This window comes from Roseisalinus antarcticus (assembly GCF_900172355.1).
Classification (GTDB): Bacteria; Pseudomonadota; Alphaproteobacteria; order Rhodobacterales; family Rhodobacteraceae; genus Oceanicola; species Oceanicola antarcticus_A.
Genome location: NZ_FWFZ01000013.1, coordinates 16,845 through 30,321, shown reverse-complemented (window position 1 = coordinate 30,321; position 13,477 = coordinate 16,845). Strand labels below are relative to the sequence as shown.

Below are 13,477 nucleotides of genomic sequence, written 5' to 3'. Positions count from 1 at the left end.
GGTCAGGTGGGCCTCGGGCGGTCTGGGTCAAGGGGCCGCGCTCCCGACAGGCCAAGGGGGCCGGGCGGAGGCAGATAGCCTTCGAAGGTGACGGTGTCGGCATGTCGTCGCGCGGCCGCCTCGGCGTCGGGAGAGCGGATGGTCCAGCACAGGACCGCAACCCCCCGGGTCCTCAGTTCGGCGAGGCGGGGGCGGCCGAGATCCTGTGCATCGTGGCTGACGAAACAGGCGCCGACATCCGCGAAATCCGGGATCTCTCTCAGACGGTGGCGGGTGCGCTCGGGCACCGTCGGCCAGGACGGACGCCGGAAGGCGCAGGTGGTGAGGCCCCGGGGGACCTCCGGGGCGGCCCTCGCCATCGCGGCGACGCTGTGCGGGTTGAACGACATGACCGCGACGGGGCCGGTGTAGCCCCTGAGGGTCTCGGCGACGGCCTGCTCCAGCGTCCCGACATTGGGGCCCATCGCGCCGTCCTGGTCCTTGATTTCGACCAGCACCGGAACCCGGCCCGCGACCTGGGCCAGGATTTCGGCCAAGGTCGGGATGCCCTCTTCGCTCCTCTTCAGCCTCGTTGCGCCGAGGGTTCGGGCCGTCTGCTGCGCGATGGCCCCGGAGGCCCCGGTGAGGCGGGCGAGGTCAACGTCGTGAAACACCATCGCCACCCCGTCCGCCGAGGTCTGGACATCGATTTCGATCCCGTAGCCCGCCGCAATGGCTGCGGCGACGGCGGCGCGGCTGTTTTCCGGCCTGCCTTGCGTGATGTCATGCAGGGCCCGATGGGCCAACGGACCGGCCAGAAAGGCGGGGTCGAGGCGCATCGGGTCAGCCGATTCGGAAGATGCCTTCGATCTCGACCGCGACGCCGAGCGGCAGGGCGGCGACGCCGACGGCCGAGCGGGCGTGACGGCCAATGTCGCCCAGCGCCTCGACGAAGAAGTCCGAGCAGCCGTTGATGACCTTCGGCTGATCCGTGAACGCGGGGGTCGAGTTGACAAATCCGGTCAGCTTGACCACCTGCTTCAGCCGGTCGAGGTCGCCACCGCAGGCAAGCCGCACCTGTGTCAGCAACTGGATGCCGCAGAGCCGCGCGGCGGCGGCCCCGTCGGCCACCTCCATCGTTTCACCCAGCCGCCCGAGCACAAGGCCCTCGGGGCCCTGGCTGATCTGGCCGGAGGCATAGACGAGGTCGCCATCGATGACGTAGGGCAGGTAGTTTCCGGCCGCCTTGGGCATCTCGCCCGCGTCGGGGAAGGTGATGCCAAGCTCTGCCAGCCGGCTCTCGATCTGTCCGCTCATGGAAAATCCTCCGTGCGTTTCGGCGCGACCCTAGGGGCGGCCCGGCGCCTTGCCAAGGCGGCAGGCGCGGCGCGGCTCAATTTTCGCGGAAGGCCTTCGCGAAATAGTCGGCGACGGGCTTGAGAAGGTAATCCATCGGAGAGCGTTCGGCGGTGCGGATGAAGGCCTCGACCGGCATGCCGGGAATCATGGTCATGCCCTCGGGCAGGCGCACCGCCTCGCCGTCGTTCAGGACGATCTCGGCCCGGTAATAGCTGACCCGCGTCTGGTCGTCCTGGAAGGCATCCGCCGAGATGGTGACGATCTTGCCGTAAAGCTCGGGCGTGCGCCGCTGATCGAAGGCCGAGAACCGCAGCGCGACCTCCTGGCCCAGGTGGATCTGGTCGATATCGGTGGGCAGGACCTGGGTGGTGATCACCAGCGGGCGGTCCTGCGGGACGAGGAACATCACCGGGTCGGCCGCGCGGATGACCGAACGCGGGGCATAGACCGTCAGGCCATAGACGATGCCCGACACCGGGGCGCGGATATCCAGCCGGTCGAGCTGGCGCAGCAGGGCGCGCCGTCGCTCGGCCAGTTCGGACTCGTTGAACTGCAGGTCGCGCAGGCGGGTGATCGCCTCTTCGCGGCGATTGTCCTCGATCTCCAGAAGCTGGATGTCGATCTCGGTGATGCGGCCCTCGGCCTGGGCGATCGAGGCGGCCAGCTCGCCGGCGCGGCCCGACAGGTCGGCGGCCTCCCGTTCCAGGGCGAGCACACGGCTGGCCTGGGCCAGGCCGCGGTCGAGAAGGCTGCGCTGATCGTCGAGCTCCTGGTTGATGAAGCCAAGCTGCAAATTGAGCGATTCCTGCTGCGCCTGGATCCCGATGATCTGGTCGGCGATCTGGTCGCGGCGCTTGCCAAGCTGTTCCTTCTCGCGGGCCATGCTTTCACGCCGGGCGAAGAACAGGTTGCGCTGGCCCTGGACCAGCTCGCCCACGCGCTCCTCCGGCTGCTCCAGCAGCAGGGGGTCGACCACGAGATCGGTCGCGCCGTCACGCTCCGCCTCCAGCCGGCCGCGCCGGGCGAGCATTTCGAAGAGCTGCCCCTCGATCACCGCGAGTTCGGACAAGAGCTCGTCCGGGTCCAGGCGAATCAGCAGATCGCCTGCCTCGACGGCGTCGCCCTCGTCGACGATGATCTCGGACACGACGCCGCCGTCGGGGTGCTGGATCACCTGCCGGTTCTGGTCGACCTCGATCCGGCCCGAGGCGATGACCGCGCCCGTGATCTGGGCCACGACCGCCCAGGAGCCGAAGCCGCCGACCAGGATGAACAGGGCGAGCGTGCCGATGATCAGCGGTCTGCGGGCGGACCAGCGGTTGGGGACGGCGGCGCTCATGTCACACCCGCGGGGGTCTTGGATTTCTGGATGACGTCATGGTTCTGCACCATTTCGCGGAGCACCTCGTCCTTGGGGCCAAAGGCGCGGCGGGCGCCGTCCTCGATGACCAGCAGCCGGTCGCATTCCTGGATCGCCGCGGGACGGTGCGCCATGATAAGGATGCATTTGCCCTCGGCCTTCATCGCGCGGATCGCGCCGTTCAGGGCCACCGATCCGTCGTTGTCGAGGTTGGAGTTCGGCTCATCCAGAACCAGCACCACCGGATCGCCGTACATCGCCCGCGCCAGCCCTATTCGCTGGATCTGGCCGCCCGACAGGCGGCCGCCGTTGGCTGACACTCGGGTGTCGTAGCCGTCGGGCAGCTTCAGGATCATCTCGTGCGCCGCGGCACGTTGCGCGGCCTTGACGACGTCGGCGTCGTTCGGCTCCATCTCCATACGGGCGATGTTTTCCTTGATCGTGCCCTCGAAAAGCTGCACCCGCTGGGGCAGGTAGCCGATGTGGTGGCCCAGCACGTCGGGGTCGTACTGGTCCAGCGCGGCCCCGTCGAGGCGGATCTTGCCGCCGGCGGTCCGCCAGAGCCCGGTGATCGCCCGCGCCAGGGTGGATTTGCCTGCGCCTGAGGTGCCGATCACCCCAACCGCCTGCCCCGGTTCGACCCGGAACGAGATCATCCGCAGGGCCGCCTGTTGCTCGCCCGGGGGCACGACGGTGACCTGCTGCGCCTCGAGGATCGCGCGCGGTTTCGGCAGGGCGGTGCGGGGGTCGTCCTCCTTCACCTCGCCCAGCAGGACGGCAAGGTTGCTCCACCCTTCGCGGCCGCGCTGGAACAGGGGCCACTGGTTAATAAGGAGCTCGACAGGGGCGAGCGCCCGCCCGAGCAGGATGGATCCGGCGATCATCGCGCCGGGGGTCAATTCCTGGCGCAGGACGAGGAACGCGCCGAGGCCCAGCATCGCCGATTGCAGCACCAGCCGGAACGTCTTGGTCATGGACCCATAGGTGCCGGTCACGTCGGCGGCCTGGACGGTCGCCTCCAGCGAATTGTCGCGCAACAGCTTCCAGCGCGAAAAGGCCGCGCCGCGCATGCCGAGGCTGTGCACCATCTCGCTTTCGGAGCGGATCTGGTTTCCCAGAAGCTCGGCCTGCAGGGTCGCGGAATTGGCTTTTTCCAGGGGCTTCCGGCTTGACGCCTGGTTGGCCAGCGCGACGGCGATCAGCAGGGCGGCGCCGCCGAGGGCGAGATAACCCAGGAACGGGTGGAAGATGAAGATCCCCAGAAAGAAGAGCGGTGTCCACGGCAGGTCGAACACCGCCATCAGCGCGGGGGAGGTGATCAGCCGCTGCACGGATTCGAGGTCCCGCAGCCCGGTATTGGCCTGCCGGGGCGCCCGTCCGGTGTTCGTCGCCTTCAGCACGGCAGCAAAGACCCGACGATCAAGCCGCGCCTGAAAGCGCGCTCCCACCCGGCCCATGATGCGCCCGCGCGTGTAATCCAGGATGCCCATTGTGGTGTAGAGAAAGCCGACGAGGACCGACAGCGCGATGAGGGTTTCCAGAGACCGCGACCCGAGCACGCGGTCATAGACGTTCAGCATGTAGAGCGGCCCGGTCAGCATCAGCATGTTGACGAAGAAGCTGAAGATCGCGACGAACCAGTAGAGGCCGCGGCTTTCGCGTCTTGCCGCGACAAGTTCCTCGCGGCCCTCTTTCGTGCTGTCGGTTGTCATTGTTTTCCGGTCGCCATGTGCGTATTTTCGCCCCTCTGGTCGGTCTTCTACGCTGTCTCTTGACAGATGGTGGTAAATCTTCTGTTTCCCGAGGACAACGTTAACCACGTTTCCAACGATGTTGCCCGAAGATTTCTTGGCCGTGAAATAACCTGTGGCGGTGTGCTGCTGTTTTGGAGAGGATGACCATCGTGAGACGTCAAACGCCCAGTATCGGCCCGTTGCGAGGCTCGTTGATTGCCGTGATCGGTCTTGCGGCCGGCCTTGCCGGGTGCAGTCAGCCCCAGCCCGGCGCCGAGTTCAACGATCCCTACGAGCCGGTGAACCGGGAGGTTCATGCCTTCAACCGTGGGCTCGACCAGGCGGTGTTGCGTCCGGCCGGCGAGGTGGTCGGTGCGGCCCCGGCGGGCACCTTCGACTGGGTCATCAACTTTTCGGACAACGCGAGCCTGCCCGGCATGATCATCAACGGCGCCCTGCAGGGTGACGGCGAAGGCGTGTCGATCAACACCATGCGGTTCATCATAAACACGACGATCGGCGCCCTCGGTCTGGTGGACTGGGCCGGCAAGATGGGCCTGCCCGAGCAATCGACCGATTTCGGCGAGACGCTGGCCGTCTGGGGCGTGCCCGAGGGCGCCTATCTGGAGCTTCCGCTGCTTGGGCCGTCGACCGAACGAGATGCGGTGGGCGAGATCGTCGACCTCGTTCTCGATCCGCTGGAGAAGATGGGGACCTACGATCAGCAGGAATACGCCACGATTGCCCGCGTCGGCGAAATCATAGTGGAACGGGGTGATTTCGGGTCCACCATCGATTCAATTCTCTACGAAAGTGCGGATAGTTACGCACAAGCACGGCTTCTTTACCTGCAAAACCGACGGTTCGAGCTTGGTGAAAGCGCGGCGGATGACCAGATAGATCCATATTCGATCGATCCCTACGAGGAGTTTGACCAATGACATTTCATACCGGACGCCGCGCATTCATGCTGACCGGGACAGCAGCCCTGGCCGGGCTGGCCGTCCCGATGCCTGCTTTCGCCGTGACCCCGGCGGCCGCCCGGTCGATGGTCGACGGGCTGGTCGCCGAGGTGAACCAGGTGATCGCATCGGGCGTGTCCGAAGGGGCCATGTACCGGCGGTTCGAGCAGATCTTCGACCGATATGCCGATGTGTCCACGATCGCGCTTTATACTCTCGGCAGCGACGCGCGCCGCACTTCCCAGCAGCAGCGGCAGCGGTTTGTCGCGGCGTTCCGGACCTATATCGCCCGGAAATACGGGTCGCGGTTTCGCGAGTTCATCGGCGGTCAGATCATCGTGCGCGATGCGCGGACCGTGAACAATTACGTCGAGGTCGAGACGACCGCGATGCTGCGCGGCGAGGACCCGTTCCGGGTGGATTTCCACGTATCGGACCGCTCAGGCCGAAACGCGTTCTTCAACATCATCATCGAAGGCGTGAACATGCTGCTGTCCGAGCGGACCGAGATCGGGGCGATGCTTGACCGCCGGGGCGGCAACATCGACGCGCTGATCTCCGATCTGAACTGATGTGGCGCCGGGGGCCGCTTGCCTGCGTCCTGCCGACGCTGGCCGCGGCCACACCGTTCGACGGGACCTATCGGCAGGCCGCGAACGTGGATTGTGCCTTGGTCGGTGCGGATGGCGGGTCACTGAGAATCGACGACGGCATCTTTTACGGCGTCGACATGCAGTGTCGCATGACCAAGCCTGTAAACGTTCTGGAAATGGATGCGATCCTCTACACGCTGGAGTGCACCGGGGAGAGGGACATCTGGTCAGAGCGGGTGATGTTGATGAATGCCGCCGAGGGTGACGGCGTCTACATGATCTGGGATGGCTACGCGTTCCGATATGAACGCTGTGACGTGCCGGGGGACGATGGCTGACGCTCGCCGTCCCCCGAGGGGGACGACGTCGCCCCACCCACCGTCCCTCAGGCCGCGACAGACTCGCTGATGTACAAGGGATGGCGGGCGGGGCGTCGCTGGAAGGCATTCGCCTGACAGCGCGCGTCGTAAGTCATCCCGTCAATTTGGTTGCGGGTTGAGGATGTCGCGCAGCACGTCCTGCAGAACCTGGTCCGCGATCTCGCCAGCCGCTTCGGCATCACGGCCGTCCAGGGCGACCGAAGTGCCGCGCCCCTGGGGTGGCAGCATCGGCAGAGGCCTTGGCGGCATGCCCTCGACGATCGTGGCCATTGCCTCGTGCCAGATCTCGGCGGGAAGGCCCGACCCCGTGACCCCGGTCAGTGGCGTGTTGTCGTCGTAGCCCATCCAGACTCCGGCTACGTAATCCGCGGTGAAGCCGATGAACCACGCGTCCCGCGCCGCCTGGGTTGTTCCGGTCTTGCCGGCCACCTCCCAGCCCGGCAGCCGTGCCCGCTGGCCGGTGCCATTCTCGACCACCTGGTTCATCATCCAGATCGTCTGACGCGCACTTTCCTCGCGGATCACCCGCTCCCGGATGCCGCCCGTGGCTTCCATGACCGGCGCTTCCTCCCCCAGCACCCGCAATTCAACCAGGCCGTAGGGCAGCACGGCCGAGCCGCCGTTGAGCAATCCCGCATAAGCGCCCGTCATCTCTATCAGCGTGCTTTCCGACGCGCCCAGCGCCATTGCCGGGCCGACGGCGATGTCGCTTTCGATACCGAACTGGGTCGCGACCTCGGCCACCAGCTCCCGGCCCACAAGCTCCGAGACCTTGACCGCGGGAATGTTCAGCGAATGGGTCAGCGCCTCGGTCAGGGTGACACGGCCCCGGTAGGAATTCGAATAATTCGACGGGCACCATTCCCCCGACCCGGGCACCTGCATGCAGAACGGCGCGTCCTCGACGATATCGAGGGGCGACATGCCAAGCTCCAGCGCGGTCGCGTAGATGAAGGGTTTGAACGCCGATCCGGTCTGGCGCAGCGCCTGGGTCGCGCGGTTGAACGCCCCCGAGGCGGTGATGTTGCGCCCGCCGACCATCCCGCGCACCGCGCCATCCGCCGACATCACGACGATCGCGGCCTGGGCGCCGGGGCCTTCGCTGATCCTGGTCTCGAAGATATGGACCAGCGCGTCTTCGGCCGCGGCCTGGATCGCGGGGTCGAGCGTGGTCTGGATCACCACGTCCTCGGTGGTGTTGCGGGTGTAGAAATCGGGGCCCGATTCCATCACCCAATCGGCGAAATAGCCGCCCGCGCGCTGTTCGGCGGCCTGGCTCAGCCGCGCCGGGTTCGCACGCGCCTCGGCGGCGGCGGAGGCCGAGAGATAGCCCTGCTCCTCCATCAGGCCGATGACGATATTCGCCCGATCCTGGGAGCGGGCGAGGTTGTTCGTCGGCGCGTAGGTCGTGGGCGCCTTCAGGAGCCCGGCCAGCAGCGCCGCCTCGGCAGGCGAGACCTCGGCCGCGGATTTGGCAAAATAGCGCTGGGCCGCTGCCTCGAAGCCGCGCGCGCCTGCCCCCAGATAGGCCCGGTTGAGGTAGATCGTCAGAATGTCTTCCTTGGTGTAGCGGGCCTCCATCGCCATGGCGTAGACGGCTTCCTGAACCTTGCGCCACAGGGTGGTGCGGCGGCAATCGGCCTCGTAGGCGGTCTCGCTCTCCCAGACACTCGGGTCGAAGGGCCGTCCGAGGCACAGAAGCTTGGCAGTCTGCTGCGTGATCGTCGAGCCGCCATTGCCGGAGAGCGGGCCGCGCCCCTCGCGCAGGTTGATCCGGATCGCGGAGGCGATGCCGCGCGGATCGACCCCAATATGGCGGTAGAAGCGACGGTCCTCGGTCGCCACGACCGCGTTGTGCAGGTGGCTCGACACGGATTCGGCGCGGATCATGCCGCCGTACTGGTCGCCGCGCCAGGCGAAGGTCTCGCCATAGCGGTCCTGCAACGTGACCGAGCCCTTGGCCCGGCCGTCCACCAATTCGGTGATCGGCGGCATCGTGGCGGCATAATAGACCACGCCGAGGCCGATCAGGATGCTGACCGCCAGCCCCATGCGCCAGCCCACGCCCCAGATCACCCGGAAGATCCAGCCGAAGACGAAGCTGACCGCAGCGGCCAACAGGCCCAGAGGCCCGCGTCTGCGGCGGGTGGAAGCGGCCTTGCGGGGCCGGCCTGTCCGTCCACCGGACCTGGCGGCGGACTTTGCCTTGCCCGTGGTCCTGGTGCCGGCCCCGGTTGATCCGGATGCGTAGCGCCTGTCCGCCGCGAGGGGCGGGCGTTTCTTGCCGTTTCCGCTCATGTGATCCCTTACGGGCTGCCTCGTTGTTGCGGCGCAGCATATCGCGCCCGGCGCCCCTTGTAGAGCGCCATGAGTCGCGCCCACGAATTTTTTGCATGCCCAATTCGTAAGCTAAAAGCCTAAAATGTGCAAAAAATGTGCATTTGGTTGGGGGTGGACCCGCCGGGAGGCCCCCCGCTTGCTTGTCCCTGCCGCCCACTCACTGCCTTTTGACGCCTGTGCGGTGTGAGGACCATGACCGCCGCCGAGGACCACTCGCAAGGGGAAGACCGTGAAACTCATCATAGCAACGATCAAGCCGTTCAAGCTGGAGGAGGTGCGCGAGGCGCTCACCGCCATTGGCGTACGCGGCATGATGGTGACCGAAATCAAGGGCTTTGGCTCTCAATCCGGACACACCGAAATCTATCGCGGCGCCGAATACGCCGTGAACTTCGTGCCGAAGGTGAAGCTGGAGATCGTCGTGCCGGAGAATATGGCCGACCAGGTCGTCACCACCATCGCCAGCACCGCCAAGACCGACAAGATCGGTGACGGCAAGGTGTTCGTACTCGATGTCGAAAGCGCCCTTCGGGTGCGGACCGGCGAAACCAACGACGACGCGCTCTGAACGACGCCGGGAAGAGGAGAAACGGGACAATGGATACTCTCAAGATCTGGCTGGCGGCGTTCCTCGTAACGCTACTTGCCTTCAGCGTGATGCCGGAGACTGCATTCGCGCAAGACGACACGGCCGCCGCGACGGAAGAAGTCGTGGCCGAAGAAGTCGCCGCGGAAGAGGCCGTGGCCGAAGAGGCTGTGGCCGAGGAGGCCGCGCCGGGCTTCGACGAAATCGGCCCCTACATCATGACGACGCTGCTGTTCCTGATGGCAGGCTTCCTGGTGTTCTTCATGGCCGCAGGCTTCGCCATGCTCGAAGCGGGACTGGTGCGGTCCAAGAACGTGACGATGCAGTCGCTCAAGAACATCTCGCTCTACTCGGTGGCGGCGATCATGTACTGGCTGATTGGTTTCAACCTGATGTACCCGGGCGATGCCTGGATCATGGCCGGCTACGTCGGTCCGTTCTTCGTGCAGACCGTTCTGGACCCGGTGGGCATCGCAGCCGCGGACGCCGCGCTGGATTATGCCTCGATCGGTTCTGACTTCTTCTTCCAGCTGGTCTTCGTCGCTGCCACGGCCTCCATCGTGTCCGGCGCCCTGGCCGAGCGGATCAAACTGTGGCCGTTCCTGATCTTCGTCGTTGTCCTGACCGGTGTCATGTACCCGATCTCGGGCTCCTGGCAGTGGGGCGAAGGTTGGCTGTTCGAGATGGGCTTCTCCGACTTCGCAGGGTCGACCGTCGTGCACTCCGTGGGTGGCTGGGCCGCTCTGGCCGGTGCGCTGATCCTCGGACCGCGTCTGGGCAAGTACAAGGACGGCAAGGTGAACCCGATGCCGGGCTCCAACCTCGCCATGGCCACGCTCGGGACGTTCATTCTGTGGCTCGGCTGGTTCGGCTTCAACGGTGGTTCACAGCTTGCCATGGGCACTGTGGGCGATGTCAGCGACGTGTCGCGGATCTTTGCCAACACCAACATGGCGGCAGCCGCCGGAGCCGTGGCCGCCCTGATCCTGACGCAGATCCTGTATCGCAAGCCTGACCTGACCATGGTGCTGAACGGTGCGCTGGCCGGCCTGGTGTCGATCACCGCAAGCCCGCTCGACCCGACGCTGTTCGGTGCGCTGTGGATCGGTGCTGTCGGCGGTGTCATCGTGGTCTTCGCGGTGCCGTTCCTGGACAAGCTGAAGATCGACGATGTCGTCGGCGCCATCCCGGTTCACCTGTTCGCAGGCATCTGGGGCACGATCGCGGTCGTCTTCTACCAGGAGGGCGCGAGCATCGCGACGCAGATCACGGGGATCGTCGCCTACGGCGTGTTCACCTTCGTGGCCTCGGCTGTGGTCTGGATCATCCTCAAGGGTCTCATGGGTATCCGTGTGAGCGAAGAGGACGAGATCAACGGTCTCGACATGTCGGAACTGGGCATGGAAGCCTATCCGGAATTCACGAAAGGCTGATCTTCCTTCCTGTCAGCTTTCGCAAACTGAACCCGGGCGCCTCGGCGCCCGGGTTTTTTCGTGTCTTCGGGGCTTTCGGGAAATCGGCGTGGTTCTGGCCGGGGGCTAGCCCGTGCGCTTGGGGGCACCCGTCGCCATGTCCGTGCCGATGTAGGCGATCCCCGCCTGTTTCCAGCCGGCCATGCCGCCGCCCATGTGCCGCACCGTGTCGCGGCCCGACGCGAGGACCATGCGGGCGACCCGTTCGGACCGGACGCCCGAGCCGCAGTGGAAGACGATCTTCTTCTCGGTCTCGCCCGGCAAGGTCTCGGCCCGGAAGAAGGCCATCGGCATCAGGAAGGCGCCGTGGACATGTTCGACCATGTATTCCTGGGGGGTGCGAACGTCGATCAGGACGATGTCACCGGTTTCGAGGGCGGCGTTCACCTCTTCGGGGGTCCAGGTCTCCAGCGTGCCTGTGTCGGTGCTTTCGGTCTTCATCGGCTGTCCTTTCCGGGCAAATCATATATGCGATAGTTGGCATATATGATGGGTGGGGGGAAAGGAAAAGGGGAGCAGCCGGGGGCGCAGGGCAGGCGTCCACCGGGGGCTGTCTGCCCCCGGACCCCCGAGAGTTTATTGCCAAGATGAAGGTCTGGTCAGCCCTTTTCAGCGGCGACGATCGCGGCGGCCAGGATCGGCACGGTGTCGGCGTTCAGCCCGGCGATGTTGATCCGGCTGTCGCCCACCATGTAGATGCCGTGGTCCTTGCGGAGGGTCTCGACCATCTCGGGGCCCACGCCGAGGCGCGAGAACATGCCGCGATGGGTGGCGATGAAGGCGTAGCGGTCGGAGTTCGTAAGGCGGGCCAGTTCACCGGCGAGTTGCTTGCGCAGCTCGAGCATGCCGAGGCGGATCTCTTCGAGTTCGGCTTCCCAATCGGCGCGGAGCTCGGGATCGGTGAGGATCATCGTCACCACCCTGGCGCCGTGGTCCGGCGGGAAGGAGTAGTTCTGCCGGTTGAGGAAGTTCATCGAGGCCTGCGCCTTTTTTACGAGCTCGGCATCGGGGGCGATTGCCATCAACACGCCGGTGCGCTCGCGGTAGACGCCGAAATTCTTGGAGCAGGAGGCGGCGATCAGGCATTCGTCGAAGGCGCCCGCGATGGCGCGGGTCGTTGCCGCATCGTCTTCCAGCCCGTCGCCGAAGCCCTGGTAGGCGATGTCGATCATCGGAACGGCGCCCTTGTCCTTCAGCAGCGCGATCACTTGCGCCACCTGGTCTGCGGTCAGGTTCGCGCCGGTCGGGTTGTGACAGCAGCCATGCAGCAGGACGACATCACCGGATGCCACAGCGGCGAGATCGGCCATCATGCCGTCGAAATCCACCAGCGCCGTTTCCTCATCGAAATAGCGGAAGGGGGACTTCTTCATCTTCATGAAGTTCAGGATGGAGATGTGGTTCGGCCAGGTCGGGTCGGAATGCCAGATCGTGGCGTCGGGATTCGCGAGCCGCACAAGCTCGAACCCCTGCCGGCAGGCGCCGGTGCCACCGGGCGTGGCGATGGCGGCGATACGGTCGCGGGCCACGGTGTCGCCCAGCACGAGGTCGACCATCGCGTCGGAGAAGGCCGGGTCGCCCGCGAGGGTTGTGTAGACCTTGGAGGTCTGTTCATCGACCAGCCTATGCTCGGCCTTCTTGACCGCGCGAAAGACGGGAGTCTTGCCTTTGGCGTCCTTGTATACGCCGACGCCGAGGTCGATCTTGTCGTCCCGCGGATCGGCCTTGTAGGCCGCCACGAGGGCGAGGATCTTGTCCGGCGCCTGGTCCTTGAGGTGTTCGAGCATCAGGCTTCTCCTGTTGCGATGGGAAGGTCGGAATACATGCCCCATTCGGACCACGACCCGTCGTAGAGCGCGTTGGTCCGGTGGCCGAGCCGGTCGAGGGCGAGGCTGAGGATCGCGGCGGTGACGCCGGAGCCGCATGTGGTGATCACGGGTCGGTCGAGGTCGATGCCGGCGTCGGTGAAGACCTGCCGCAGCTCTGCCGGGCGCTTCATCGTGCCGTCGTCGGCCAGCAGCGTCCGGTAGTGGACGTTGCGGGAATTGGGGATGTGGCCTGTGCGCATGCCGGGGCGGGGCTCGGCCTCTTCGCCGGTGAAACGCCCGGGAGAGCGGGCGTCGGCGATCTGCCAGTCCCCCAGCTTGGAGGCAGAGGCCACCTGCGTGACATCCTTGATCATCTGGTTCTGGCGACTGGTGGTCATGTGGCGGTCGCGGATCACCGGGGGCAGGTCCTCGACCGGGCGGTCCTCGGCCTGCCATTTCCGGAAACCGCCGTCGAGCACGGCCACGTCCGTCTTGCCCATCAGCCGGAACAGCCACCAGATCCGCGCGGCGGAGAACATGCCGGCACCGTCGTAGACCACGACCTGGTGGCCGTCGCCGATGCCGAGCGCCCGCATCCGGGACATGAACTTCTCGACCGGGGGCGCGGTGTGGGGCAGATCCGAGCGGTGGTCGGAGATGTCGTCGATGTCGACGAAACGGGCGCCGGGAATGTGGGCCGCGTCATATTCGGCCCGCGCATCGCGGTTCATGTCGGGCAGATACCAGGAGCCGTCGATCAGCCGAAGATCGGGATCCTTGAGATGTGCGCCAAGCCAACTGGTCGAAACCAGAGTGCGCGGATCGTCGGAGGCCAGTGTGGACAAGGGGGCGCCCTCCCTGTGATGCAACGCCTGCTGCCTAGCCTGCCCGCAGGTGCGTGGCAA

General features: G+C 65.9%; 13 protein-coding genes. 5 read left to right on the top strand and 8 right to left on the bottom strand.

All coding sequences use genetic code 11. The features are described 5' to 3' along the window. Positions 1–2 precede the first annotated feature (2 nt). The 4 genes from ROA7023_RS12970 to ROA7023_RS12955 form a co-directional block, all read right to left on the bottom strand. The gene (locus ROA7023_RS12970; RefSeq protein WP_085879468.1) at positions 3–818 is read right to left on the bottom strand and encodes a glycerophosphodiester phosphodiesterase family protein; all 816 of its coding nucleotides are present in this window, start codon (positions 816–818) and stop codon (positions 3–5) included. A 4-nt stretch (positions 819–822) separates the two neighbouring features. Then, positions 823–1,296 (bottom strand): RidA family protein, encoded by a 474-nt coding sequence (locus ROA7023_RS12965; protein WP_085879467.1) that lies wholly within the window; start codon positions 1,294–1,296, stop codon positions 823–825. Between the two features lie 76 nt (positions 1,297–1,372). Next, positions 1,373–2,677 (bottom strand): HlyD family type I secretion periplasmic adaptor subunit, encoded by a 1,305-nt coding sequence (locus ROA7023_RS12960; protein ID WP_085879466.1) that lies wholly within the window; start codon positions 2,675–2,677, stop codon positions 1,373–1,375. After that, positions 2,674–4,410: a type I secretion system permease/ATPase gene (locus ROA7023_RS12955; RefSeq protein ID WP_085879465.1), complete on the bottom strand. Its 1,737-nt coding sequence runs from the start codon at positions 4,408–4,410 to the stop codon at positions 2,674–2,676. The genes ROA7023_RS12960 and ROA7023_RS12955 overlap by 4 nt, the downstream gene beginning before the upstream one ends. A gap of 182 nt (positions 4,411–4,592) precedes the next feature. Here ROA7023_RS12955 and ROA7023_RS12950 point away from each other — a divergent pair, with 182 nt between their 5' ends. The 3 genes from ROA7023_RS12950 to ROA7023_RS25110 all read left to right on the top strand — a co-directional run bounded on the left by ROA7023_RS12950 (position 4,593) and on the right by ROA7023_RS25110 (position 6,324). Then, complete coding sequence (locus ROA7023_RS12950) at positions 4,593–5,372, top strand: MlaA family lipoprotein (protein ID WP_085879464.1); 780 nt, start codon at positions 4,593–4,595, stop codon at positions 5,370–5,372. Next, the gene (locus ROA7023_RS12945; protein WP_085879463.1) at positions 5,369–5,965 is read left to right on the top strand and encodes an MlaC/ttg2D family ABC transporter substrate-binding protein; all 597 of its coding nucleotides are present in this window, start codon (positions 5,369–5,371) and stop codon (positions 5,963–5,965) included. The genes ROA7023_RS12950 and ROA7023_RS12945 overlap by 4 nt, the downstream gene beginning before the upstream one ends. A gap of 170 nt (positions 5,966–6,135) precedes the next feature. Continuing rightward, the gene (locus tag ROA7023_RS25110) at positions 6,136–6,324 is read left to right on the top strand and encodes a hypothetical protein (RefSeq protein WP_234992200.1); all 189 of its coding nucleotides are present in this window, start codon (positions 6,136–6,138) and stop codon (positions 6,322–6,324) included. A gap of 141 nt (positions 6,325–6,465) precedes the next feature. Here ROA7023_RS25110 and ROA7023_RS12935 read toward each other — a convergent pair whose 3' ends face one another. After that, on the bottom strand, positions 6,466–8,664 hold the full coding sequence (locus ROA7023_RS12935; protein WP_085879461.1) for a transglycosylase domain-containing protein: 2,199 nt from the start codon (positions 8,662–8,664) through the stop codon (positions 6,466–6,468). 271 nt (positions 8,665–8,935) lie between these two features. Here ROA7023_RS12935 and ROA7023_RS12930 point away from each other — a divergent pair, with 271 nt between their 5' ends. After that, the gene (locus ROA7023_RS12930; RefSeq protein ID WP_085879460.1) at positions 8,936–9,274 is read left to right on the top strand and encodes a P-II family nitrogen regulator; all 339 of its coding nucleotides are present in this window, start codon (positions 8,936–8,938) and stop codon (positions 9,272–9,274) included. A 29-nt stretch (positions 9,275–9,303) separates the two neighbouring features. Further along, positions 9,304–10,725, top strand: a complete 1,422-nt coding sequence (locus ROA7023_RS12925; protein ID WP_234992199.1) for an ammonium transporter AmtB — start codon at positions 9,304–9,306, stop codon at positions 10,723–10,725. Between the two features lie 105 nt (positions 10,726–10,830). Here the strand turns inward: ROA7023_RS12925 and ROA7023_RS12920 are convergent, their stop codons facing one another. From ROA7023_RS12920 to sseA, 3 genes are all read right to left on the bottom strand, one after another. Continuing rightward, the gene (locus ROA7023_RS12920) at positions 10,831–11,205 is read right to left on the bottom strand and encodes a rhodanese-like domain-containing protein (protein ID WP_085879459.1); all 375 of its coding nucleotides are present in this window, start codon (positions 11,203–11,205) and stop codon (positions 10,831–10,833) included. Positions 11,206–11,363: 158 nt separating this feature from the next. Further along, entirely contained in the window at positions 11,364–12,551 is a 1,188-nt protein-coding gene (locus ROA7023_RS12915) for an amino acid aminotransferase (RefSeq protein ID WP_085879458.1), read from the bottom strand. After that, on the bottom strand, positions 12,551–13,408 hold the full coding sequence (sseA, locus tag ROA7023_RS12910) for a 3-mercaptopyruvate sulfurtransferase (RefSeq protein WP_085879536.1): 858 nt from the start codon (positions 13,406–13,408) through the stop codon (positions 12,551–12,553). The genes ROA7023_RS12915 and sseA overlap by 1 nt, the downstream gene beginning before the upstream one ends. Positions 13,409–13,477 lie beyond the last annotated feature (69 nt).

What these genes read in the sequence shown, in the direction of transcription:
- ROA7023_RS12970 (WP_085879468.1), bottom strand. Translation starts at nt 818, where the DNA reads ATGCGCCTCGACCCCGCCTTTCTGGCCGGTCCGTTGGCCCATCGGGCC.
- ROA7023_RS12965 (WP_085879467.1), bottom strand. Translation starts at nt 1,296, where the DNA reads ATGAGCGGACAGATCGAGAGCCGGCTGGCAGAGCTTGGCATCACCTTC.
- ROA7023_RS12960 (WP_085879466.1), bottom strand. Translation starts at nt 2,677, where the DNA reads ATGAGCGCCGCCGTCCCCAACCGCTGGTCCGCCCGCAGACCGCTGATC.
- ROA7023_RS12955 (WP_085879465.1), bottom strand. Translation starts at nt 4,410, where the DNA reads ATGACAACCGACAGCACGAAAGAGGGCCGCGAGGAACTTGTCGCGGCA.
- ROA7023_RS12950 (WP_085879464.1), top strand. Translation starts at nt 4,593, where the DNA reads ATGACCATCGTGAGACGTCAAACGCCCAGTATCGGCCCGTTGCGAGGC.
- ROA7023_RS12945 (WP_085879463.1), top strand. Translation starts at nt 5,369, where the DNA reads ATGACATTTCATACCGGACGCCGCGCATTCATGCTGACCGGGACAGCA.
- ROA7023_RS25110 (WP_234992200.1), top strand. Translation starts at nt 6,136, where the DNA reads ATGACCAAGCCTGTAAACGTTCTGGAAATGGATGCGATCCTCTACACG.
- ROA7023_RS12935 (WP_085879461.1), bottom strand. Translation starts at nt 8,664, where the DNA reads ATGAGCGGAAACGGCAAGAAACGCCCGCCCCTCGCGGCGGACAGGCGC.
- ROA7023_RS12925 (WP_234992199.1), top strand. Translation starts at nt 9,304, where the DNA reads ATGGATACTCTCAAGATCTGGCTGGCGGCGTTCCTCGTAACGCTACTT.
- ROA7023_RS12920 (WP_085879459.1), bottom strand. Translation starts at nt 11,205, where the DNA reads ATGAAGACCGAAAGCACCGACACAGGCACGCTGGAGACCTGGACCCCC.
- ROA7023_RS12915 (WP_085879458.1), bottom strand. Translation starts at nt 12,551, where the DNA reads ATGCTCGAACACCTCAAGGACCAGGCGCCGGACAAGATCCTCGCCCTC.